Below are 21,376 nucleotides of genomic sequence, written 5' to 3' on the forward strand. Positions count from 1 at the left end.
GTAAGAAATGAGAGATCCCCCAAAGGGGAAAAGAGGATTACGTTCTAAATACGGCGATTTGAGCGGTGAGTTGTTCGGTCATTTGGTGGAGGTGTTCCGCAGCCGCTGCGATCTCTTCGACGCTTCGTGCATTGCTGGTAGAGAGCTCGTTGATGTTACCGATTTTATGGATAATCGATTCCGTCGTTGCCGCATTGCTTTGAGTCTCATTCGAGAGTTTTTCGATGGCGCTGACGGTATCGGCTAGCGCATTAACCGCTGTTTCGGTGTGGTCATTGACTTCGGCTGAAGCTTGCACCAATGTCTCGATCCGCGCAGTATTGTGGTTCATTTGATCGGTAATGTCGTTGATCGATTGGACGATGACATTGACGGTTGCATTGGTCTCTACGAGGCTTTTTTGGGTACGTTCTGCAAGTTTGCGTACTTCATCGGCAACGACGGCAAATCCGCGTCCGTGTTCACCTGCACGTGCCGCTTCGATAGCGGCATTGAGCGCAAGGAGATTGGTTTGATCGGCGATGTCGGCGATAACCGTGAGAACTTGCTTGACCTGAGATGCTTCTTGAGAGAGGGAGTTGAGACGATCATTAATCTCCCCTTCCATTTGGACGGTGATAGAGAGTTGTTCGATGGTGTTGTGGAGTGCCGATTGTGCCTCTTGGAGGTTTTCACGAGCACCGAGCGCTTTTTGACGTACACTTTGTGCTTCGATGGCAGAAGCTTTCATCGCCTCTTTCATTTTATCGGATTCAACTGTCGTTTGAGTAACGATTTTTGCTTCTTCTTCTGCCGCTCTGCCGATCGATAGGGTAGTTGCAGAGAGTTCAGCCGATACCGAGAGATTCTCGCTCGACGCGGAGCGGATACTGCTAAACGCACTTCGGAGGGTATTGACAAGCTCATTGACACTTCGGCTTATCTGGGCGAGTTCATCGTGACCTTCGATTTTTGTACTTTGAGTAAAGTCACGCTCTTGAGCAACAACACGGATCATCTCTTCGAGTCGCGCGATGGATTGGGAGATGGTTTGGATGATAAAGTAAAAAATACCCATCATAATCACGATACTGAGTAAAACGATGATTTCCATAGTAGTCGCATTGGAATCAAGCGTTTCGAGGTTTTTCTTTTCCATTGCTTTGACAAGAGCACGTTGTTCTTCAATGACTTTTTTATGTGTCTCTGCTGATTCTTTGGTGATTTTAGACAATAGTTGACCGTCTGTAGTGGCAGCAAACTCAGGAGTAAGTGTTTCTTGTTTATGGTCGGTTAGTATTTCAAGACGGGGCTTATTGAGATCTTCCCATGCTTTAAAATCTGCTTTCATCTCAGCCAAACGGTCTTTGTTCTCTTGAGAACGGGTTATTTTTGAAAGGTTGTCAATCGCTTCATTGAGTTTGACAATTCTCTCTTTATAGGAGTCCAATTTCTCTTGAGTAAAGAGGAGCTGATAGCCGCGAAGCTCCATCATAGCACCGTTCGTATGGGCACGAATGTCACCCAACAAAACCATGCGCTCAGCAGTTTTTGTCGCATCTTGATTATTTGAATAGGACAAATACCCTAAGGTAGCATAAGTGATGAAACTGATTGTCATCAAGGCAACGAGTTTCCCTTTTATGGTGGATAAATTGAGCATTTCAACCCTTTCTCTCTGTTATGTAATGTTAATAATTTTATCACAAATGAGATTAAAAGAATGGCGAAGTACTCATAAATAAATCATTCTATAGATTTCTGAGCACTCCGGTAACGGCTTCGGTATCGAGCGGTTTTGAAAAGAGATACCCTTGTGCTAGCTGGCAGCCGTTTTCGAGCAAAAATGTTTGTTGTTCAGCGGTCTCTACCCCCTCGGCGATGACGTCGAGTTTGAGATTGTGCGCCAGCCCGATGATGGTTTTAGTAATGGCTATATCGTCCTCATCGTAGGGGATCTCACGTATAAAACTTTGATCGATTTTGAGCTTATGGATGGGGAGCCGTTTGAGATACGAGAGAGAGGAATACCCCGTACCGAAATCATCAATAGAGATTTCCAGCCCTAAATCTTTTAGTTCTTTTAAAATATAAATGACCTCTTCGGGATTTTTCATGATATGCGATTCGGTCACTTCGATCGCTATCCATTCATGGACGCATCCGTAAAAATTTAATATGGAAGCGACCTCTTTGGCAATGAGCGGATTTCCGAGCGTTTTTGCCGAAAAGTTGACGGCGACTTTCGGAGCGTTTATCCCTTGATTATGCCACTTCACTTGTTGATTGGCGACGCTCTCCAAGACAAAAAAATCGACTTCCGAAATAAGCCCCATCTCTTCACAAAGAGGGATGAAATTGATCGGGGAGACCATCCCGATAGTCGGATGCATCCATCTTACCAGTGCTTCGAGTCCGATTAATTCTCCGTTCACTAAATCGACTTGCGGCTGATAATAGACTTGCAATTGGTTCTCTTTGAGTGCGATGCGCAGGGCATTTTCCATCACAACTCTCTCAAATGCTTTATCTCCCATCTCATTCGCGTAAAAACGGTAGGTATTGCGCCCTTCATTTTTGGCACGGTACATGGCGGTATCGGCATTTTTGAGCAGGGTTTCGGCACTCATCCCATCATCCGGAGAGAGGGCAATCCCGATACTCAGAGAGGTGTGTAAAAGGCGTCCGTCTATCGCAAAAGGTTCTCGGAATGCGTGGATCAATTTTTCGCAAATATCAATCAGGTCGTCGACATGGTTGATACTTCCGATGAGGATATTAAACTCATCTCCTCCCATCCTAGCGATAGTGTCGCTTTCGCGTAAGATACTCTTGAGTCGTTGAGAAGCAAGTACGAGCAGTTTATCGCCGACCGGATGCCCTAATGAGTCGTTGATCTGTTTGAAATGGTCAAGATCGATAAACAAAACGGCAATTTTCTCATCCGAGAAATAATTTTTTTTGAGGGTATTTTGAAGGTGGTCTAAAAAGAGAGTCCGGTTCGGTAGAGCGGTGAGTGAATCATGGGTTGCTAAATAAAGAAGTTGCTCTTGCGCAGTGACAAGTTCCGTAACATCGGTGCGAAAACCTGCAACGATGAGGGGTTCTCCCGCCTCATCAAAAAGGATTTTTGCCCGATCATGAATCCAAATCCAATGCCCGTCTTTATGACGAACGCGGTAACGGACATGGGCACTTTCGATTTTATTGGCAATGGAGTTAAAAAGGACACCCATTGCTTGTTCAACATCGTCAGGATGAAGTAGATCTTTCCATGCTTCGATGGAACTTTCGTACTCGTTTTCATCATATCCGATGATTTCCAGCCACCGTTTTGAGACATAGGTAGTATTATTTTGGACATTAAATTCCCAAATACCGTCTTCAGAGGAACTGATAGCAAATTTGAGTCGGCGGAACTCTTGCGCCTCTTCCGGCGTTAAAGGCTGTGTTTGAGAAATCGACGAATGGTTATCATTCATACACTCTTCCTCCTACTACTAAAACATTGTTCTCACTTATGCAGATTATTCTAAAACATCATAGCACATTTTTATGCGATTTAAAATAATGTAACGCTTTTTCTGAACTCATTTTATGATTGACAATCGGTGCGGGGTAACCCGTTAATGCCAGTGCGGATAATCTTTCTTCGCAGTGGAGTGTTTTAGCGGGGATACCGGCTAATTCAGGAAGCCATCGATGGATATAAACCCCATCGGGGTCAAATTTAGCACTTTGGGTATAGGGATTGAAAATACGAAAATAAGGTTGCGGATCGATACCCGTTCCCGCGCTCCATTGCCATGAGAGACTATTGGAACTCGCATCATAATCGTTGAGATGCTCGGCAAAAAAGGCTTCACCCCATTGCCACGGCAAGAGGAGGTTTTTAGTGAAGAACGAGGCGACGATCATCCGAACACGATTATGCATTTCTCCGCTCTCCAATAGCTCTCTTATTCCGGCATCGACAATGGGGACTCCGGTTTGGGCGGTGCAAAATGCTTTAAAATACGCTTCATTTTCTCTTCCTGCAAAGTTATAGCGAAAATTTCGATTGCTGAGATGGGGGAAATGGGCTAAGAGCATGGCATAAAATTCCCGAAAGATCAGTTGACGAAAAAAAGGCTCCGTATCAACTCCTCGATTTTTTTGAGTTGTCAGCCACCGCAAAACATGACGTATCGAAACGGTTCCGAAGCGTAAATCGATGCTGAGCTCGGAGGTCGCATCCAAGGCTAAAAAGTCTCTATTTTTTGAGTAGTGATCGAGCTTATCGGCAAACTGATCGAGTTTTGTATAGGGTGAGCGTTGTTGGCTAGATGTCAAGATCTGCGGGATGAATCCGATTGATTCGAGTGATAGAGGTTTCGGAGTATAGTGAGACCTTTGAACACAATGCAGTGGTGAATAATCAAACGGAATAAGAGCGTGAGTCTTAGGAAAAAACTCTCTCATGTGCTCAGGTCTAAAAAGGGATTTCACTCGGTTGTAATAGGGGGAAAAGACCAAATAGGGGGTTCCGTCGGGTTTGAGTATTTCATCACTTCGGAAGATATAGGTATCATTAATATAGTTAAAGGTGAGAAGATGGGATATTTGTCGGTCTCGCTGAAGAGCGTATGCATCATAATCACCCGAAGCACTAACTTCATCAAAATGGGCGTGCGCTAGAAGATAGCGGAAAATTTCGGTCGGCTCACCGTAGAAAACAGCTAAATCAAGCCCCAATTGCTGTAAAGAGGATTTGAGCTGGAAGAGTGCATTGAAAATAAACGTGACACGCCGATCATCCGCTTTGAGCGAAGAGAGAATATGGGTATCAAAAATAAAGATGGGGAGGAGATCCCCTTCCAATGAGAGGAGGGGGTTGTCGTCAATGCGCAGATCACGACGAAACCATACGATACGTCGCACGGTTATTTTCCCGCGTCAATATGAGATCGCAATGCCAGTGTTTTAGGGTAGGGGTTGAGAAAGGTTTGCTCGTGTAGATAGGTGTTATTGTATTTTTGTGCGTACAGAGAGATCGTTGACAACGGAACGATCAGAGGGATGATTTTATCGGTGAAATCGTCGATTTGAGTGTGGAGCACTTTTTTTTCATTTTTGGTCAGGTCGTTTTTGAAAAATCCTGCTAAATGTTCTAAAACATTGCGTGTTTTTTTAATCGAGCTTTTACGAGAAATGGCGGTTTTAAATCCAAGTTCATAGAGTGCAAGCAGGGTTTCGAGAGGCAGATTCCCACGGTTGGCTACGATATTACCGAGTTCTCGGTATAGTTTTTCGTCTTTGGATTGAAGTAAAAATTTATGGACGGTATGAAATCGGACCATATCTCCCAAATTCGGATGAGAAGCGCTAAATTGCTCATACGCATCATAGGCAAAAATCTGCATGATAAAATTTTCTCTCAACCACGGGTCTTGGAGCCTGCCTTCCTCTTCCATCGGAAGGAGCGGATAGTGCTCAATACACATCGAAGCGAATATACCGTCTTCTTTCCCCTCACAAAAGCCGTTATCAAGATAGACTTTGGCACTTTTCATCCCGCAACTTGGGGATTTGGATTTGAAAATGATTCCACACAGCGGTTCATTAGAAATCTTGGAGAGTTCTTCATTACTTAGGGAAATAAGCTTATCGGTAAGATCGGTACCGTCTTTATTGGATTGAACAACAAGCGCATTCTCATGACGTACCAACCGCATAGAAGGACGCGGTGTACCAAAGGCTAAGTGTTCGGGACAAAACGGGACGAATTCGGCAAATCGAGAGAGCTCATCAGTGATGAAGTGCTCATGTTTGTGTCCTCCGTCAAAACGCAACTTTTGACCTAACAAACAGGCGGAAACAGCTATTTTCAACTATTCTTCTTTTTTTGGAGACTGTTGTTGTTCAGGCGGTAGTTTGAGTTGACTCTCTTTATACGCTTTTGAGAGTTTTTGGAGTTCTGAGTTCATGGTTTTAGGGGGAACTTTGGGTGGATGAAGGGGGAGAATAAAGGCTAAAAGGATAAACACCAAGCTAAAAATAACACCACCCAGAAGTGCTAATACGATTTTGAGCTTTTCGTCATTCATAATAACCTCCCTATTCAAGTGGAAGTATTATAGCTTAAAAATTATGACAGCTTACCGGCTGAGACGAGGTGATTTACAATTTGCATATTTTTCATAACCCGATTATAGTAGGTATAGTTGGCGGTTCCGCCGTTGTAACCGCTGATAGCACAAAAGTGATCAACACGTCGGTTTTGAAGAAGTACAACATAATGAGTAGCAACTTGAGCAGAGAGTTTAATATCGCCTAAGAGACGTCCGGCTAATTGAACATCACTAAGATTATTAAGCCAACGAAGTTTTTTGACATTTTGTGAAACGTGACGTGCGGTAGCGACTTGAATCTGCATCGGTCCAAGGGACGCTTTGGTAAAAGATGTTTTATGTTTAAAATCGCCGATGGTATATTGACCGGCATCGCTCTCGGTGATACAAATCGCACTAAGGGTATTTTCATACGTCTTGCCGTTTTTATCGGGAATGGATTTCGCGACATCACGTACGGTTTGTAATACATGGAGTTGTTTAGGGGTCATAGAATCAGCAAAAAGTGACAAAGCAAATAGTAATATTAGGGAAAGAATTCTCAAAAGTTACACCTCAAAAATGGAATGTGAAATTTTAGGGTACTCTGGAAGATATAACAATGGTGTGAGCTTTCTAAATGAATCAGTTAAGAAAAAGTAATAGAAAAGGGGTCTATCCTACCCCATAGCGGGAAACAGGTGATTAAGATTGAGCCAAAATACTGTTGTTATATGTTATAAAATGTCATCATTGTCGTTGTTGATTTAAGTTTCAGAGTAAAAAGTTTTCTAAAAGTATCAAAAAAAGAGGTAAAAAAAGAGCTCATGAGTAAAAATGAAACAATTTTTGTCCGATTAATGATTTTCTTGATATGCGTGATACCTTTGCATGCAGAACTTACGATTGGATTGCTTGTATCGATAGATAATAATGCAAAACAAACCCTACTGTACCAAAACGCTTCGGTAGTATGTGAACCCTTCGGTGTCGTGACATTGGAAAAAATGCTCCAAAACAGTGCTTCGCCGCAAGAGTGCCGATCGGCTATTGACGCTTTTTATCTATCGCACCCGCATCAGAAACACTATGCTCGTGAGCATTTAATACTTCAGCAATCGTATCATTATGAGAGAATTGAACAGGGGTGTGTCCTATACGCAAACGGACCTGAGAGTTACAGTGAGATGCTTTTACGAGAAGGGTTAGCAGTTGTTGATCCTGCCTTTAATCAAAAAGAGTGGAATGCGAGATTAAAGAGAGCCGAATTCGGGGCTACAAAAGAGAAAATCGGATTGCACGAAACGTTGATTCGAAAATGGTGTATTAAAGAAGAGAAGTAGAGTTAGTGTTTCTCATCGTTGGTTGTGAGATAAATCCAGTACTCTTTGTGGCTTTTTCCCTGATCGAGAAAGTAGAGCTGTAAAATGGCAACCCGATAGAGGGTTATCGCCATTTTGGCATACGGGACAGCCAGCGAGAGGGCGAGCCACCACGGCTGTTCTTTGCTCCCCTTGGAGAGCATCATCTCTTCGACTCCGATATTTTTACTGAGATAGAGCCCGAACGCGATCGAGAATACGAAATTGAGTATTAGCCCAAATATCGCGTAGGCAAAAAAATCGGGAGAGTCGAAATTGATCATGAACCTTACTCTTTGTAATTTTTGATAGCGTCTTCGAGGATTTTAGTCGCGGATGCTTTATCTTCAAACCCTTTTACTTTTACCCATTTACCCGGCTCGAGCATTTTGTACGTTTCGAAGAAGTTTTTGATTTTTGCCAACGTGTGTTTCGGAATATCGCCGAGGTCTTGGATCTCTTCAAACGTCGGATCGATTTTAGAGGTTGGAACGGCAAGCAATTTTTCATCGATACCGCTTTCATCTTCCATAATGAGAACACCGACAAGGCGGCAGTTTGTTACACATCCCTCAACCATAGGATACTCGGTAAGGATTAAAATATCAGCCGGATCGCCGTCTTGTGAAAGCGTTTTGTTGACAAATCCGTAGTTTGCCGGATAGTACATAGCTGAATGCATTACACGGTCAAGTACCAATGCACCGCTCTCTTTTTCTACTTCGTATTTGATGTTTGATCCACATGCAATTTCAATAATTGCTTTGACTTTATCGGGATTTTCGCCGTAACCGATTTTGCTTAGATCCATGAGATACCTCTGTGTATAAAATAATGAGGCGGATTGTAACGAAAGAAACTAAAAGGTTCATTGAAAGTGCACCTAGTAAATCTTTTTTAATGAACTTTATACTAAAATCACGCATCGTGTAAAGATTACGCGTGCAAATTAAACAGGGGATAGTGAATGGCATTACTGAAAAAAGTAATGAAATATTTAACAATGTTTCAATCCAAGAATGCCCCGGAATCTCAAAACTTTGCAGCTGATGCATCGCATGATCGTGCACAAGGTGCCAAAGTAGCAGCAATTGCAGCGGCATTGCACCACCATGATTTGGAAAACAGTGATGTTCGGGCAAAAGTAGCGGCGATTGCGGCTGCTTTGCACCATCATGAAATGGAAAACTCTCAAAATGGTGGCTTGTTAGGAATCGCGGCACTGGTAGCCGCAATTCACCACCGTAACAATATAAAGAAGTAGGGATTACGTAAATGGCAAAAAAATACATCGATGTGATGGACACCACGTTCCGTGACGGCTTTCAGTCCGTATTCGGCGGTCGGGTGTTGATGGAAGATTTCTTCCCTGCGGTCGAAGCGGCTGCGGAGGCGGGAATCCGACATTTTGAATTTGGAGGCGGAGCACGTTTTCAAAGCCTTTTTTTCTATCTAAACGAAAATGCATTCGATATGATGGATCGTTTCCGCGCTATCGTGGGACCGGACGCAAATCTTCAAACCCTTGCACGCGGGGTTAATACGGTTATGCTCGATACCGGCAGCCGTGAAATGGTCGATTTACATGCCAAAATGTTCAAAAAACACGGAACGACAACGATCCGTAACTTTGATGCATTGAATGATGTCGAAAACCTTAAATACTCGGGTGAACGTATCGTTCATCACGGGTTGAAACACGAAGTGGTTGTCACCATGATGGATCTCCCTCCGGGGTGTGTCGGTGCGCATGATGTCGCATTTTATGAGAAAACACTTCGCGATATTTTGGATTCGGGCATTCCATACAGCTCTATCTGTTTTAAAGATGCGAGCGGAACTTCAAGTCCTCAAAAAGTGTATGAAACACTTCAAATGGCTCGTCGTTTGGTTCCTGAGGGGACCCATTTGCGTCTTCATACCCATGAAACGGCAGGGGTGAGTGTCGCGTGTTATCTTGCGGCACTCGATGCCGGAGTAGACGGTATCGATATGGCGGCATCACCGGTGAGCGGCGGTACGTCTCAACCCGATATTTTGACGATGCTTCATGCCGTTAAGGGTAAAAACTACGATCTCGGCGGGCTTGATGTCGAAAAGATCCTCAAATACGAAGATGTATTGGGCGATTGTTTGAAAGACTATTTCATGCCGCCGGAAGCGACGCAGGTTTCACCTCTCATCCCGTTCTCTCCGATGCCGGGGGGCGCACTGACTGCCAATACCCAAATGATGCGCGATAACAACATGTTGGATCGTTATCCTGAAGTTATCCGTGCAATGCGTGAAGTGGTTGAGAAAGGGGGTTACGGAACATCCGTTACTCCGGTATCTCAGTTCTATTTCCAACAAGCGCTGAACAACGCCCTTATGGGACCATGGAAAAAAATCGCACCGGGTTATGGCAAAATGGTATTGGGTTACTTCGGTAAAACCCCTACTGCACCCGATGCAGAAGTGGTTCGTATCGCTCAAGAGCAACTCAAACTCGATCCGACAACAGACAATGCAATCGACATTGCCGATCGTGATGAGACAAAATCGATCGCTTACTGGACTAAAAAGTTGAGTGACGAAGGACTGGAAGCTACCGATGAGAATATTTTCATCGCTGCTTCATGTGATGTCAAAGGGATTGCATTCCTCAAAGGGGAAGCGACCGTAAACGTTCGAAAAAATAGCCCGAAAGCGGCAGAATCAAAACAACCAAATCAATCAAAACAGGAGAATTTCACAATGGCAAATGGAACGTACACAGTAATCGTAGACGGACAACAATATAACGTACAAATCGTAGATGGTAACGCAAATGTTCAATCAGTATCAGTAGCAGCGCCGGTTGCGGCTCCGGTAGCGGCAGCACCTGTAGCGGCACCGGTTGCAGCAGCTCCGGTAGCAAATGCAAACGCGATTTGTGCAGAACTTCCGGGTTCAGTATTCAAACTTGTTGCCGCTGTCGGTGACAGTGTCAATGCCGGTGATAAAATCATGATTCTTGAAGCGATGAAAATGGAGATTGATGTTGTCGCTCCGCGTAACGGAAAAGTTACATCGATCAACGTCAATGTAAACGATAAAATCGAAGCAGGTCAAGTATTGGCAGTTGTAGAGTAACTCTACTGATTCTCCCTTAACGAGGGAGAAGCTTCGTTGATTCCTCATTCATTTTTTCTACAATCAGTGCTAAAATATTTTCACTTTTCGTTTTATCGATAAATCCGTCAGCCCCCAAAGAAGCCGCTTCACGTTTGTTATTATCACCCGTCATAGAACTGTTGACGATAATCGGGATCGATTTGGTAAGAGGATTGGCTTTAAGCGATTGAATAACGGTAAACCCTGACATTTCAGGCATTTCAATATCGGTAATGATGGCCGGTATCGATGCAGGGCTCGGATGTTTGGCAATGAATTCCACCAAATCCCGTCCGTTGTTAAAAATTTGGTAGCCGATATGGGCATGCTCGAAAATCTGGCGCAAATGGCGCTGTGCGGTTTTTGAATCTTCGGCGATGAGGACAACACCGTTTTTCAATTTTTCAGGAATAGCGATGTTGTGGAGAGCTTTGGTTGCATTATCAACATTGACCATCGCCTGAGGGATAACATCGGCTAAAAGTTTTTCATAATCGAGAACCAAACACAGACTTCCATCATCCAAACGGGTATCGTTGATTACCAGACCGTCGTCTCCTAATCGGTAACTGTCCGGCGCATGCATTTCGTTCCAGTTTTTCTTGATAACACGGTACGCAAACATAATACGGATACCGATGACAATCCCGTTAAAATCGCAGATTAGGAGATTGGATGCTTTGCGTTTCTCATCAGGGAGTTGAACCCCAAGCCATTTCGGCAGATTTAAAATCGGGATTTGAAGTTCACGTAAAACAATCGTTCCTTCCAATAGTGGATGTGCTCCCGGGATCTGGGTGAGATGGTGCCGTTTTGACTCGACCACTTCACGGGTTTTAAAAACATTGATGGCGTAGTATGGGGACTCTTCAGCGGCATCAATTTTAAAAACCAATAATTGTACTTCATTATTTTTGGCTAAGTTGGTGGCGGCGTCGACGTGTTCTAAAAGAGACATAGTGACCTCGAAATATTTATATTCTTTAATCATATCCAAATCAGGGGTTTTTTTTACTAAAAACTAAAGGGTGCTGAGGGTAAAATGTTAAATAACACCTATTTTGAAAGAAAATTTTGATTGAAATGAATTCAACCTCGGCTTGCCCTCTTGATTGTTATGATGCCTGTCGTGTAACGCTTGATGAAAACGCTAAGCTCAAAGGGGACAAAGAACACCCAATTACGCGAGGTTATTTGTGTCCGAATCTGAACCATTTTAACCAAGCCGAACGTTTGACGGCTCCGATGTTTCGAGGTGAAGAGATTTCGATGGAACGTGCAGTTGAGTTGTTGATTGAAGCGTTAAAAAGCTCTAAATCCTCTGAGACGCTCTATTACCGAGGAAGCGGTAATGTAGGTTTGATGCAGCGCTCGGTTGAGCATTTTTTTGCCGGTATCAACGCAGTGGGAACCTCAGGAAGTTTATGTGACGGTGCGGGAGAAGCGGGTGTATTGGCGGGACGGGGGAGTAATGAAGTCCTCATCCCATCGATGCTAGAGGAAAGTGAAGTGGTTATTTTGTGGGGACGAAATCCTCATACGACCCATTCTCATGTGCTTCCCTTTTTGGAGGGAAAAAAAATCATTGTCATTGATCCCGTGAAAACGGCGATGGCTCACAAAGCGGATCTCCATATTCAGATCAAGCCTCACGGGGATATGTATCTGGCGCTGTTGCTCAGCCGCTTTGCGATTATCGAAGGGTTGCATGATAAAGATTTTTTGGAAGAATATGCAAGCGGCTACAGCGATTTTTACGAGTTGACCCAGAGTGTTCGGATCAAAGCAACGTTGGATGCTATCGATGTTACTTTGGGAGAGATCGGATCGATCCTCGAGATGGTGCAGGGAAAAAAGACGGCGATTTTAGTCGGTATCGGGGTTCAAAAATACCGTAACGGAGCAGATGTCCTCCGTGCTATCGATGGTTTCGCAGCGGTAATGGGGCTGTTTGGGAAACGCGGATGCGGTGTCAGTTTTTTAGGTAACTCGTTGAGCGGTATCGAGTTGCCTTTTAAACCCATTTCTCATCGTGTGAGTAAGCCAACTGTTGACTTTTCAAAGTATAATTGTGTTTTCATTCAGGGATCAAACCCTTTGGCTCAAATGCCCAATAGCGATAGTGTGACACGATCGTTTGAGAGTGCAGGGTTTAGCGTCTATTTCGGGCTTTATGCAAATGAAACATCACGTTCGTCCGATTTGGTGATTCCGGCGAAAACCTTCTTGGAAAAAAATGATTTTCGCAGTTCGTACGGCGATTACACATTACAAGAGATGCCGCAACTGTCGCAGAGTAGTACGGGAATTAGCGAGTATGAGCTGACACATCTATTGTGCGATGCGTTTGGGGTGGCTTTTGAGCGTGAAGCGTATTATTTGGATTTTTTTCGAAATCAAATCGAATATTCCGAGGGTGTCGGGTATCGAAAAAATGCTCCACAAATCCCCTATGAAACGGGATTTCAAAATGGAGAATTTGAGTTTTTGGACGAGGTCGATTTGGAAATGGATGCGAGTGAGGGATTTAACCTCATTACCCCTAAATACTCCAAAGGGCTTAACTCTCAGTTTAAACGCTCTACTGGGGTCTATTTTCATCCTGAAGCGGGATTCGAGGAGGGGGAGATAGTAAGGCTCTCATCTCCAAGCGGGAGCGTTGAAATGGCAGTGAAACATGATGGGACGTTGAGGCGAGATTGTCTGTTGATCTATTCGGGAACGCCACAAGTGAATGTACTGACTCCCTCATTGCTCAGCTATGAGGGGGAGAGTGCCGTGTATCAAGAAACTAAAATAAAGGTGACTAAAAAATGACTAAAAATTTTGAACAATATGTATTACCGACCTACGGACGCCAAAATGTCAGCTTCGTATCAGGTAAAAATGCGATTTTGATCGACTCTGAGGGGAAAGAGTATATCGATTTCGCCGCAGGGATCGCCGTGTGCAGTGTCGGACACTCCAATGATCGCCTCACAAAAGCTATATGTGACCAAGTGAGTAAAGTGATCCATGTTTCCAATCTCTATTACATCGCTCCCCAAGCCGAGTGCGCACGCCGTATCGTTGAACTCAGCGGTTACGATATGAAATGCTTTTTCGGTAACAGCGGAGCCGAAGCGAACGAGGGGGCGATCAAAATCGCTCGAAAGTACGGAGAGGTCGAAGGACAGCCGAAGCGCTATAAAATCATCACCCTCGATCACTCGTTTCACGGACGTACGATTACGGCGCTCAAAGCAACGGGGCAAGAGTCGATGCACAACTATTTCGGGCCGTTTCCTGACGGGTTTGTGTACGCCAAAAATATCGATGAGATCGAATCGTTGATCGATGATCATACGGTTGCGGTGATGATCGAACTCGTACAAGGGGAGGGGGGAGTTCAACCTCAGGATCGTGCTAAAGTACAAGCCCTATCAGCAATGCTAAAATCGCGCGATATTTTGCTGATGGTGGATGAAGTACAGACGGGGATTTACCGCACGGGTGAGTTTTTAGCGTCTAACCTCTATGGGATCGAACCTGATGTGATTACGTTGGCAAAAGGTCTGGGGGGCGGTGTCCCTATCGGTGTCGTTATGACAAGCAAAAAAGATATTTTTGCACCCGGGGATCACGGTTCGACGTTCGGAGGGAACTATCTCTCGACAGCGGCGGCAAATGAAGTACTCGACATTCTCGAAGAGATCAAAGAGAGCGGTGAATTGGATGAACATCTCATCTATTTCGAAACCTCATTGGCTACCTTTGCAAAAGGGCATCCTGCCATCTTTTTGGAGCACGTCGGGCTTGGGATGATGCGCGGACTTCGTGTGTGTGATGCCGATACGCTGGGCAAGATCATCAATGCCGCGCGTGATGCGGGGGTAATCGTTCTCAAAGCGGGGCGTAATACACTCCGTTTCCTTCCGCCGCTCACGATTACGAAAGCCGATATTGATGAGGGGTTTGCACGTCTTGAAAAAGCGGTTGCGACGCTCTAAGGAAGTACGTGCAATTTAGTCAGTACATGAACGATTGGCTCTACGGTGAGTCAGGATATTATGCTTCGTATCGTCCGATCGGAAAAAAAGGGGACTTTTACACAGCGGTGAGCACCTCGAAGTTTTTTGGCGGCTCAATTGCCAACCATATCCTCAAACGGCTCGATGAGGGGTTTTTGAGACCTGATTCGCTGATTTGTGAGATCGGGGCTCATCATGGCTATCTGTTGGCTGATATTATCGAGTTTCTTCATACCCTCCGACCGCAACTGTTGCAAACGCTCCGTTTTGGGATCGTTGAACGGTTTGAGAATCTGAGAACGGCTCAAAAGTCTTATTTTGATGAATCGTTCGGCAATGCGGTTGCACTGGAACACTATAGCGATCTCGGTGAGTTAAACGAACAATCGACCTTTTTTATCGCAAACGAGATTTTTGATGCATTCGGATGTGAACTTTTTTACAAAGGGAAAATCGCTCGCGTAGAGAATCATGAGATTGTTTTTGATATTGATGATCCTAAAATCACGGCATTGGCTGAAAAATATAAGCAAGATCGAGGGGAAATCGCACTAGGATACGAATCGTTTGCCGAGGCGATGAGCCGCGCATCAAAGCGTTTTGAATTTATGACATTTGATTATGGTGAGTTGGAAGCTCGGAGCGATTTTTCGATCCGTGTTTATCAAGAACATCAGACGTTTCCCCTTTTCGATGAGGCTCTTAAGCGATTAGAGGCATTCGGTAAAAGCGATATTACGTACGATGTGAACTTTACCCATGTTAAAGAGGCGTACGAGGCACAAGGGATCAAATGTGCACAGTACGCGACACAACTGGTGGCGTTGGTGGAGATGGGGATACTCGATTTGTTGGCGATGCTCAAAGAACATGCGGGTGATGAGATTTATACCCAAGAGCTGGAAAAAGTGAAAATTTTGATCACCCCGTCCTTGATGGGAGAGCGGTTTAAGATGATACGTTTTATCAAGGAGTCGTAATGGTACGGATACCATTTTTACTGCTCGTTGCGATTGCGCTATACGGCGGAGTACTGCACGATGCGGCGTATGAGGGAGATGTGTCGAAAATCAAAGCTCATTTGGCTACCAAGCACAGTGTAGATGAACAAAACGCAGCTGGATTGAGCGCGTTGCACGTAGCGATCAAAATGGGTGATTTAAAAGTTGCGCAACTCTTGCTCGATAACGGTGCGGATATAAATGCGCAGGATTTCAACGGGTATACGCCCCTGATTTTAGCCATCAAGATGCGTAATCTTGAGCTGGTCACCTTTGTGGTATTGCACGGTGCGGATGTCAATCTTGCCAACAAAGACGGGGTCACACCGCTTCACCAAGCGGCGTTTAGCGGTAACGAAGCGGTGGTCGATTTTCTCTTAAAAGCCAAAGCCGATCCCCATCTCAAAAATAATGACGGGGCCACCGCGTATGATTTCGCGATTGCCAAGAAAAATTTTCAAATCGCTCAACTGATTAGAATGTCGATGTAGGAGTAGCTATGCAGATCAAAGTAAACGGTGAAATGAGAGAGTTAGCAGAGGGATCGAGTATGCTCGATCTTATCAGATCTTTGGGATTGGAAGAGCGTGTTATGGCATCGGCTCTGAATATGGAGATTGTGAAACAAGACGCATGGGGAAATGCAGTTCTCAAAGAGGGTGATACGATCGAATTGCTTGATTTTGTCGGGGGAGGGTGATTTAGTTTTCACCCTGCAATGCTAATAGTCTTTCGTATTTGGTCTTTAGGATCAAATACTCTTTGTTCAAATCTTCGTACGCTTTTTTGTAATCGATCTCAAACTCTTCACTAGCGGTACTGTTGAAATCGTTTTTAGGCTGAGTGGAAGAAGAGTTCATCACAATATAGGTTACTTCTTTACCGTTCTCTTCTTTGACGACGGTAGGCAATTCTCCGCTCATCGTTTTTTTAATGACGTTAAATGTACTGATATGGTGTTTGGAGGCATATTTTTGAATGCTTAGGAGTTCTTGCATAGGTTTACCTTTAAGAGATTAAGAGATAGGATTCGAGTGCGACGACGGCAATGGCATACTCTCCGTCATGGGTGATTGAAACCGATAGTGAGGTGACCCCAAATCGCTGTTTGACCTCTTCGGAGAGGGAAATGATGGGTGAGCCTTTGGGGGTTTTGGAGAGGATGATGTCGTGAAAGCCGCAATCGCTTCCGATACCGCACCCCAGTGCTTTTGCACATGCCTCTTTTGCCGCCCAAAAGCCTGCCGCATTACGATGGTTTTTGATTAAAGATATTTCATTTTCGGATAAAAATTTTTGAAGTCCCCGATCGCCGAAACGCTCGATTAGACGTTTCATGCGGTCAGTTTTGATGAGGTCGATGCCGATCATTGCACCACGAAGTCGGTAAAGTGGACATTTTTGATTTTACCGTCTTTCAAACGAGTATTCAAGTCTCTGACAATCTCTTCTTTTAGTTTTTCTTTCCCTTTACTGGTCGAAATCTCTTCAAGTGATTTAGAACTTAAAATACGGATAATAATATCGCGGAATACCGGTTTTTTCTCTTCCAATTCCGGTGAGAGCTCTTTTCCGTCCATTTCCAAATTCATTTCGCATTTTAGATAGCGACGTCCGCTTTCACTGAGAAGATTAACGGTAAACGGTTCGAGAGGAAACATAATACCCACTTCCGTCAGTGCCTCGTTACTCACTTCTGTGGCTTTGGCTTCACCATCGTGAGTTGCTTCGCCTTCTGTCGCATGTCCCTCTGCAGCTACTTCGGTTTTTGCCCCTTTGCCGGCTTCGGCTTCTGCATCATGGTTTCCCATCATGAGTGCGGCAACAACCCCTCCGATTACTAAAATGAGAACCAATACTGCGATGATAATAATCAGGAGCATATTCCCCGATTTTTTCTTTCCGCCTTCTTCGGCTTCGTGTTCTTCTTTTTCTTTTTCAGCCATCCATAGCTCCTAGGATAAAGTTAATTCTTTATTGTAGCGAGAAACTTATGAAATTTGCCACGGTACCTAATGGAAATTTTGGTAAACTTAGCAGATGAAATGAAGGGAATCTTTATGGTAGAAAGACTTTTAGGTTATATCGGTCGTCCATTTGTCCGATTTTATGAAACAATTGAGCGGTTCGGTCAGTTTATTCTATTTCAATTACATCTTTTTAAACTCTATCCGGATATTTTCAAACGTCCGAAAATCTTATTCACTCAAATCGAAACGGTCGGTATGGGATGTATGGGTGTAATCACCTTAACGGCGTTATTTACGGGAATGGTCGAAGCGATCCAGCTCTATAACGGGTTTCATCAATTCGGAGCCGAAAATTTTACCGGATATACGATTTTTTATTCGATTACCCGAGAATTGGGACCTGTTTTTGCCTCATTGATGCTGATCTCTCGCTCTATCAGTGCGATGGCGGCGGAGCTCGGGACGATGCGGGTGAGTGAACAGATCGATGCAATCGATATTTTGGGGGTGGATTCCAAAGGATATTTGATAACCCCGCGTATTGTGGCAACGGTTATTTCTCTGCCGTTACTGGTCATTTGGTTTGATTTTATCGCCATCAGTTCAGCGTATGTAATCTCAATAGGGGTATTGGGGATTAATCCTATCGCATATCAAGATGTATTGATGCGTTTGGGTGAGTTTGATGACATTATGATCGGGGTGATCAAAGCGGCGGTATTTGGATTTATTGTCAGCTCTATCGGAAGTTATATCGGTTACCATACAAGCGGCGGAGCACGTGGGGTAGGGCAATCGACGATTTATGCCGTTGTTTACTCGGCTGTCGCGATCTTTGTTGCTAACTACTTTTTATCGGCTTTGTTCTTATACTTGGATATGTAAAACGGGGAAAATCAATCCCCCAACTCACTGAGCGGACGAAATTCATAGGTATCGGGATCATAATACTCGATAGCACCCGTTTCAATATCGTAATACCATCCGTGGATAAAGAGTTTTTCCTCTTCTACCATTTTTTTCACGTATGGATAGGTGAGAAGATTTTCGATTTGGGTCACAATGGAGAGCTGTTCTGTGGCACGTAGTAGCTCTTCGCGCGGTGCATTCTCTCCCAATGCGATCATTGCCATCGATTTTGCTTTTTCTCCGAGGGTAAGCCATTTGGCGGTATGGATCATCGAAGTGTCACACGATGATTTATAGAGTGCTTCGATAGCTCCGCAGTGGGAGTGTCCGCAAATAATGATTTCGGATACTTCCAATACCAATACCGCATACTCTATCCCTGCCGCCGTTGAGTGAAAATCCTCATCGGGTTTATAGGGTGCGACGAAATTGCCGACGTTACGGACGACAAACAGATCCCCCGGACTCGATTGGACGATGAGATCGGGAATAACCCGAGAATCAGAACATCCGATAAAAAGGGCGCGAGGGTTCTGCCCCTCTTTGACGAGACTGAGTAGTTGCGTCTCATGTTTTTTAAAATAGGTTTGTTGAAACGTTTCGTTGCCGTCGGCAAACTCTTTGAGACGCTGGACGCTTTGATCGGCAGGATTTTTGCTTAGCGACACGCTTCAATCCCCAAGTGCTTAATAATCGCATCATATACTTTTCCGCCCTCACGGTCACAATCATCATGATATTCGATCGTAATCATCCGTTTTCCCTCTGTCACGGCACCGCCGTAAACATTCGGTTGGATTGAACATAGCGGTGTACATTCCGCTATCGCTTTCTCGATCATTTGGTGTTCTTCTTCGGTTGAATAAGCGAGTGAGAGTTTCGTGTATCGCTCTTCGGATTTATGGTCGGCAACAATAGAACATACTGGCATAAAAAATCCTTCGTTTGTAATGGGTAATTATACGGAAATTTTGGTTAAAACCACTCAAGTAGTTTACTTACTTCGTCAATTTCGTAACATTTGATCGCTGTTTTCTCAATCGGTTTTTTAGGAATCAGCGCTTTGGTGATCTGTTGAGAAGCCGCCTCTTTGAGACGCTGATCGAGTTGGTATACTTCACGAATATCCCCTACGAGGGAGACTTCGCCGATAAAGACCGTCTCTTTGGAGATAGCACGGTTGCGAAAACTGCTGATGATGGCGGCGAGAATTGCCAAATCGGCGGAGGTTTCGGTGATTTTGATCCCCCCCGTGATATTGATAAATACATCATAGCTGTTGAGAGGGATTTCGAGTTTGCGCTCCAGCAGTGCGAGAAGCATATTGAGGCGGTTGTTCTCAAACCCCGTTGCCTGACGTTTCGGATTGGGGGCGTGAGTGTCGCTTACCAGCGCTTGTACTTCGAGGACGATGGGGCGAGTCCCCTCCATGATAACGGTGAGGGCGGAACCGCTTTGGGATTTTGTGCGGTTGAAAAAGCGCGAGGAGAGGTCTTTTGCCGAGACCAGACCGTCGTGACGCATCTCGAATACTCCGATTTCGCTTGTAGGTCCGAAACGGTTTTTAAACCCTCTCAAAATTCGCAGTTCATGTCCGCTGTCCCCCTCGAAATAGAGGACAACATCGACCATGTGTTCCAAGACGCGCGGCCCTGCAATGGAGCCCTCTTTGGTGATATGTCCGATGATGAAGATAGCGATACGGCGCTCTTTGGCGATACGCATCAGATCAAAGGTGATCTGTCTCACCTGCGTCACCGATCCGGGAGCCGAAGCGATCGTTTCGGAGTAGAGGGTTTGTATCGAGTCGATGATGATACACTCATAAGCGCGTTCATGCAGTTCGGCAAGGACTTGTTCCAGTCGTATCTCGGCGAGGAGATAGAGGTTATCGACATTGGCTCCCAGCCGGTTGGCTCGGAGTTTGATCTGCCCTTCGCTCTCTTCGCCCGAGACGTAGAGGACGTTGCGGTTTTGTTTCGCGAGATTCGAGCCGATTTTGAGGAGGAGGGTCGATTTCCCGACCCCCGGACTCCCGCCGATTAGCACCAATGAACCGGGGACGACACCTCCGCCGAGAACCATATCCAGCTCGGCATCGTCACTGCTGAAGCGTTCGGTATGTTCTTCGACGATCTGAGTGATCTCTTTGGCTTTTACTCCGCCGGAGGGGGAAGAGGTAGAGGTGAGTTTGATCACCTCCTGCTGTTGCTCACTCAGTTCGACAAAGCTGTCCCATCCGCCGCAATTGGTACATTTTCCCATCCATTTGGGGGTAGTGAATCCGCAGTGTTGACATTCAAAGAGGACGTTTTTTTTCTTGGCCATTTGGGAATCTTTTTTTAAAATTAACGTATATGTTCTTTATTGTATCAAAGCTAATGTCAAAATTAGATTTATATATGTTTTTTTTGTTATTATTAAAAATATTTTTCAACATAAGGATCATTAAATGCGATTTGTATTGAAATCACTCCTGATAATATCTCTGTCTCTTTCGCAAATGTACGGAGCCAGTATCTTTATACGGCAAAAACAGACGTTATTAAAAGAGACCCCCTCCTTTTTAGCCAAAACGGTTGCTACGTGTAAGTTCGGAGATGAAGTGAAAGTAATTGAAGAGAAAGAGAACTGGAAAAAGGTGAGCTTCGCTTCTAAAAAGGGGTGGATTCATGCATCATCAGCCGTCGACAATTTATCAATGAGTGAGGCCAATACAAATGCCCCTTCGTCGGTTTCCAGTAATGAAGTGATGCTGGCGGGAAAAGGGTTCAATAAACAAGTTGAAGCCAGCTATCGGGAACAAAATCCAAAAATGCGTTTTGATTTGGTCGATTCCATGGAGAAACGGACGATTAAGCCGCAGTTACAAACCTCTTTTGTCCTTAACGGGCAATTAAAACAATGAGACGGGGTGTCAAT

General features: G+C 44.6%; 25 protein-coding genes. 10 read left to right on the forward strand and 15 right to left on the reverse strand.

What is annotated here, in order from left to right; genetic code table 11:
- Positions 1 to 37: 37 nt before the first annotated feature.
- The 6 genes from VFW36_RS06425 to VFW36_RS06450 form a co-directional block, all read right to left on the reverse strand.
- Positions 38 to 1,642 carry a methyl-accepting chemotaxis protein gene (locus VFW36_RS06425; protein ID WP_329657985.1) on the reverse strand — a complete coding sequence of 535 codons (1,605 nt, stop codon included), beginning with the start codon at positions 1,640 to 1,642 and terminating at the stop codon, positions 38 to 40.
- 88 nt (positions 1,643 to 1,730) lie between these two features.
- On the reverse strand, positions 1,731 to 3,461 hold the full coding sequence (locus VFW36_RS06430) for a putative bifunctional diguanylate cyclase/phosphodiesterase (RefSeq protein WP_329657986.1): 1,731 nt from the start codon (positions 3,459 to 3,461) through the stop codon (positions 1,731 to 1,733).
- A gap of 58 nt (positions 3,462 to 3,519) precedes the next feature.
- Positions 3,520 to 4,899: a deoxyribodipyrimidine photo-lyase gene (locus VFW36_RS06435; protein ID WP_329657987.1), complete on the reverse strand. Its 1,380-nt coding sequence runs from the start codon at positions 4,897 to 4,899 to the stop codon at positions 3,520 to 3,522.
- A 2-nt stretch (positions 4,900 to 4,901) separates the two neighbouring features.
- Positions 4,902 to 5,849 carry a DUF523 and DUF1722 domain-containing protein gene (locus VFW36_RS06440; protein ID WP_329657988.1) on the reverse strand — a complete coding sequence of 316 codons (948 nt, stop codon included), beginning with the start codon at positions 5,847 to 5,849 and terminating at the stop codon, positions 4,902 to 4,904.
- Positions 5,850 to 6,065, reverse strand: a complete 216-nt coding sequence (locus VFW36_RS06445; protein ID WP_329657989.1) for a hypothetical protein — start codon at positions 6,063 to 6,065, stop codon at positions 5,850 to 5,852.
- A 41-nt stretch (positions 6,066 to 6,106) separates the two neighbouring features.
- The gene (locus VFW36_RS06450; RefSeq protein WP_329657990.1) at positions 6,107 to 6,580 is read right to left on the reverse strand and encodes a transglycosylase SLT domain-containing protein; all 474 of its coding nucleotides are present in this window, start codon (positions 6,578 to 6,580) and stop codon (positions 6,107 to 6,109) included.
- Between the two features lie 366 nt (positions 6,581 to 6,946).
- Between VFW36_RS06450 and VFW36_RS06455 the strand changes: the two genes are divergently transcribed.
- Entirely contained in the window at positions 6,947 to 7,411 is a 465-nt protein-coding gene (locus tag VFW36_RS06455; protein WP_329657991.1) for a hypothetical protein, read from the forward strand.
- Positions 7,412 to 7,413: 2 nt separating this feature from the next.
- On the opposite strand, the gene VFW36_RS06460 is transcribed toward VFW36_RS06455, so the two are convergent.
- Together VFW36_RS06460 and ppa are read right to left on the reverse strand one after the other, a co-directional pair.
- Entirely contained in the window at positions 7,414 to 7,713 is a 300-nt protein-coding gene (locus tag VFW36_RS06460; RefSeq protein ID WP_329657992.1) for a hypothetical protein, read from the reverse strand.
- A 5-nt stretch (positions 7,714 to 7,718) separates the two neighbouring features.
- On the reverse strand, positions 7,719 to 8,240 hold the full coding sequence (ppa, locus tag VFW36_RS06465) for an inorganic diphosphatase (RefSeq protein ID WP_015653254.1): 522 nt from the start codon (positions 8,238 to 8,240) through the stop codon (positions 7,719 to 7,721).
- Between the two features lie 177 nt (positions 8,241 to 8,417).
- On the opposite strand from ppa, the gene VFW36_RS06470 reads away from it, so the two are divergent.
- Together VFW36_RS06470 and VFW36_RS06475 are read left to right on the forward strand one after the other, a co-directional pair.
- Positions 8,418 to 8,693: a hypothetical protein gene (locus VFW36_RS06470; protein ID WP_329657993.1), complete on the forward strand. Its 276-nt coding sequence runs from the start codon at positions 8,418 to 8,420 to the stop codon at positions 8,691 to 8,693.
- Between the two features lie 11 nt (positions 8,694 to 8,704).
- The gene (locus tag VFW36_RS06475; RefSeq protein WP_329657994.1) at positions 8,705 to 10,543 is read left to right on the forward strand and encodes a biotin/lipoyl-containing protein; all 1,839 of its coding nucleotides are present in this window, start codon (positions 8,705 to 8,707) and stop codon (positions 10,541 to 10,543) included.
- Between the two features lie 16 nt (positions 10,544 to 10,559).
- Here VFW36_RS06475 and VFW36_RS06480 read toward each other — a convergent pair whose 3' ends face one another.
- Complete coding sequence (locus VFW36_RS06480; protein ID WP_329657995.1) at positions 10,560 to 11,555, reverse strand: chemotaxis protein; 996 nt, start codon at positions 11,553 to 11,555, stop codon at positions 10,560 to 10,562.
- A 92-nt stretch (positions 11,556 to 11,647) separates the two neighbouring features.
- Between VFW36_RS06480 and VFW36_RS06485 the strand changes: the two genes are divergently transcribed.
- Genes VFW36_RS06485 through thiS form a run of 5 tightly spaced genes read left to right on the forward strand, consistent with a single transcriptional unit; the run spans position 11,648 to position 16,275 of the window.
- Entirely contained in the window at positions 11,648 to 13,381 is a 1,734-nt protein-coding gene (locus VFW36_RS06485; RefSeq protein WP_329657996.1) for a molybdopterin-dependent oxidoreductase, read from the forward strand.
- Positions 13,378 to 14,553, forward strand: coding sequence for an aspartate aminotransferase family protein (locus VFW36_RS06490; RefSeq protein ID WP_329657997.1), 1,176 nt, complete (start codon positions 13,378 to 13,380; stop codon positions 14,551 to 14,553). Before VFW36_RS06485 ends, VFW36_RS06490 begins: the two co-directional genes overlap by 4 nt.
- An 8-nt stretch (positions 14,554 to 14,561) precedes the next feature.
- A complete protein-coding gene (locus VFW36_RS06495; protein WP_329657998.1) occupies positions 14,562 to 15,554 on the forward strand; it encodes an SAM-dependent methyltransferase in 993 nt (330 codons plus the stop codon).
- Positions 15,554 to 16,066, forward strand: a complete 513-nt coding sequence (locus VFW36_RS06500; protein WP_329657999.1) for an ankyrin repeat domain-containing protein — start codon at positions 15,554 to 15,556, stop codon at positions 16,064 to 16,066. Before VFW36_RS06495 ends, VFW36_RS06500 begins: the two co-directional genes overlap by 1 nt.
- Positions 16,067 to 16,074: 8 nt before the next feature.
- On the forward strand, positions 16,075 to 16,275 hold the full coding sequence (gene thiS / locus VFW36_RS06505) for a sulfur carrier protein ThiS (protein WP_329658000.1): 201 nt from the start codon (positions 16,075 to 16,077) through the stop codon (positions 16,273 to 16,275).
- 1 nt (position 16,276) lies between these two features.
- Here thiS and VFW36_RS06510 read toward each other — a convergent pair whose 3' ends face one another.
- From VFW36_RS06510 to fliL, 3 genes are read right to left on the reverse strand one after another with little or no spacing between them, the layout of a single operon-like run.
- Positions 16,277 to 16,573 (reverse strand): hypothetical protein, encoded by a 297-nt coding sequence (locus VFW36_RS06510; RefSeq protein ID WP_329658001.1) that lies wholly within the window; start codon positions 16,571 to 16,573, stop codon positions 16,277 to 16,279.
- Positions 16,574 to 16,583: 10 nt separating this feature from the next.
- The gene (gene acpS, locus VFW36_RS06515) at positions 16,584 to 16,946 is read right to left on the reverse strand and encodes a holo-ACP synthase (RefSeq protein ID WP_329658002.1); all 363 of its coding nucleotides are present in this window, start codon (positions 16,944 to 16,946) and stop codon (positions 16,584 to 16,586) included.
- The gene (fliL, locus tag VFW36_RS06520; RefSeq protein WP_329658003.1) at positions 16,943 to 17,521 is read right to left on the reverse strand and encodes a flagellar basal body-associated protein FliL; all 579 of its coding nucleotides are present in this window, start codon (positions 17,519 to 17,521) and stop codon (positions 16,943 to 16,945) included. Before fliL ends, acpS begins: the two co-directional genes overlap by 4 nt.
- Before the next feature lie 114 nt (positions 17,522 to 17,635).
- On the opposite strand from fliL, the gene VFW36_RS06525 reads away from it, so the two are divergent.
- Positions 17,636 to 18,430, forward strand: coding sequence for an ABC transporter permease (locus tag VFW36_RS06525; protein WP_329658004.1), 795 nt, complete (start codon positions 17,636 to 17,638; stop codon positions 18,428 to 18,430).
- Between the two features lie 11 nt (positions 18,431 to 18,441).
- Here the strand turns inward: VFW36_RS06525 and VFW36_RS06530 are convergent, their stop codons facing one another.
- Genes VFW36_RS06530 through radA form a run of 3 tightly spaced genes read right to left on the reverse strand, consistent with a single transcriptional unit; the run spans position 18,442 to position 20,782 of the window.
- Positions 18,442 to 19,122 carry a carbonic anhydrase gene (locus VFW36_RS06530; RefSeq protein ID WP_329658005.1) on the reverse strand — a complete coding sequence of 227 codons (681 nt, stop codon included), beginning with the start codon at positions 19,120 to 19,122 and terminating at the stop codon, positions 18,442 to 18,444.
- Positions 19,113 to 19,385 (reverse strand): hypothetical protein, encoded by a 273-nt coding sequence (locus VFW36_RS06535; protein WP_329658006.1) that lies wholly within the window; start codon positions 19,383 to 19,385, stop codon positions 19,113 to 19,115. Before VFW36_RS06535 ends, VFW36_RS06530 begins: the two co-directional genes overlap by 10 nt.
- 44 nt (positions 19,386 to 19,429) lie before the next feature.
- A complete protein-coding gene (gene radA / locus VFW36_RS06540; protein ID WP_329658007.1) occupies positions 19,430 to 20,782 on the reverse strand; it encodes a DNA repair protein RadA in 1,353 nt (450 codons plus the stop codon).
- Positions 20,783 to 20,906: 124 nt separating this feature from the next.
- Here radA and VFW36_RS06545 point away from each other — a divergent pair, with 124 nt between their 5' ends.
- Positions 20,907 to 21,362: an SH3 domain-containing protein gene (locus VFW36_RS06545; protein ID WP_329658008.1), complete on the forward strand. Its 456-nt coding sequence runs from the start codon at positions 20,907 to 20,909 to the stop codon at positions 21,360 to 21,362.
- Positions 21,363 to 21,376 lie beyond the last annotated feature (14 nt).

It is taken from the genome of Sulfuricurvum sp. (assembly GCF_036279695.1).
Classification (GTDB): domain Bacteria; phylum Campylobacterota; class Campylobacteria; order Campylobacterales; family Sulfurimonadaceae; genus Sulfuricurvum.

Excerpts from the sequence above, each read along its gene's own strand:
- VFW36_RS06425 (WP_329657985.1), bottom strand. The coding sequence starts at position 1,642 with ATGCTCAATTTATCCACCATAAAAGGGAAACTCGTTGCCTTGATGACA.
- VFW36_RS06430 (WP_329657986.1), bottom strand. The coding sequence starts at position 3,461 with ATGAATGATAACCATTCGTCGATTTCTCAAACACAGCCTTTAACGCCG.
- VFW36_RS06445 (WP_329657989.1), bottom strand. The coding sequence starts at position 6,065 with ATGAATGACGAAAAGCTCAAAATCGTATTAGCACTTCTGGGTGGTGTT.
- VFW36_RS06450 (WP_329657990.1), bottom strand. The coding sequence starts at position 6,580 with ATGACCCCTAAACAACTCCATGTATTACAAACCGTACGTGATGTCGCG.
- VFW36_RS06460 (WP_329657992.1), bottom strand. The coding sequence starts at position 7,713 with ATGATCAATTTCGACTCTCCCGATTTTTTTGCCTACGCGATATTTGGG.
- ppa (WP_015653254.1), bottom strand. The coding sequence starts at position 8,240 with ATGGATCTAAGCAAAATCGGTTACGGCGAAAATCCCGATAAAGTCAAA.
- VFW36_RS06470 (WP_329657993.1), top strand. The coding sequence starts at position 8,418 with ATGAAATATTTAACAATGTTTCAATCCAAGAATGCCCCGGAATCTCAA.
- VFW36_RS06475 (WP_329657994.1), top strand. The coding sequence starts at position 8,705 with ATGGCAAAAAAATACATCGATGTGATGGACACCACGTTCCGTGACGGC.
- VFW36_RS06480 (WP_329657995.1), bottom strand. The coding sequence starts at position 11,555 with ATGATTAAAGAATATAAATATTTCGAGGTCACTATGTCTCTTTTAGAA.
- VFW36_RS06485 (WP_329657996.1), top strand. The coding sequence starts at position 11,648 with ATGAATTCAACCTCGGCTTGCCCTCTTGATTGTTATGATGCCTGTCGT.
- VFW36_RS06490 (WP_329657997.1), top strand. The coding sequence starts at position 13,378 with ATGACTAAAAATTTTGAACAATATGTATTACCGACCTACGGACGCCAA.
- VFW36_RS06500 (WP_329657999.1), top strand. The coding sequence starts at position 15,554 with ATGGTACGGATACCATTTTTACTGCTCGTTGCGATTGCGCTATACGGC.
- thiS (WP_329658000.1), top strand. The coding sequence starts at position 16,075 with ATGCAGATCAAAGTAAACGGTGAAATGAGAGAGTTAGCAGAGGGATCG.
- VFW36_RS06510 (WP_329658001.1), bottom strand. The coding sequence starts at position 16,573 with ATGCAAGAACTCCTAAGCATTCAAAAATATGCCTCCAAACACCATATC.
- acpS (WP_329658002.1), bottom strand. The coding sequence starts at position 16,946 with ATGATCGGCATCGACCTCATCAAAACTGACCGCATGAAACGTCTAATC.
- fliL (WP_329658003.1), bottom strand. The coding sequence starts at position 17,521 with ATGGCTGAAAAAGAAAAAGAAGAACACGAAGCCGAAGAAGGCGGAAAG.
- VFW36_RS06525 (WP_329658004.1), top strand. The coding sequence starts at position 17,636 with ATGGTAGAAAGACTTTTAGGTTATATCGGTCGTCCATTTGTCCGATTT.
- VFW36_RS06535 (WP_329658006.1), bottom strand. The coding sequence starts at position 19,385 with ATGCCAGTATGTTCTATTGTTGCCGACCATAAATCCGAAGAGCGATAC.
- radA (WP_329658007.1), bottom strand. The coding sequence starts at position 20,782 with ATGGCCAAGAAAAAAAACGTCCTCTTTGAATGTCAACACTGCGGATTC.
- VFW36_RS06545 (WP_329658008.1), top strand. The coding sequence starts at position 20,907 with ATGCGATTTGTATTGAAATCACTCCTGATAATATCTCTGTCTCTTTCG.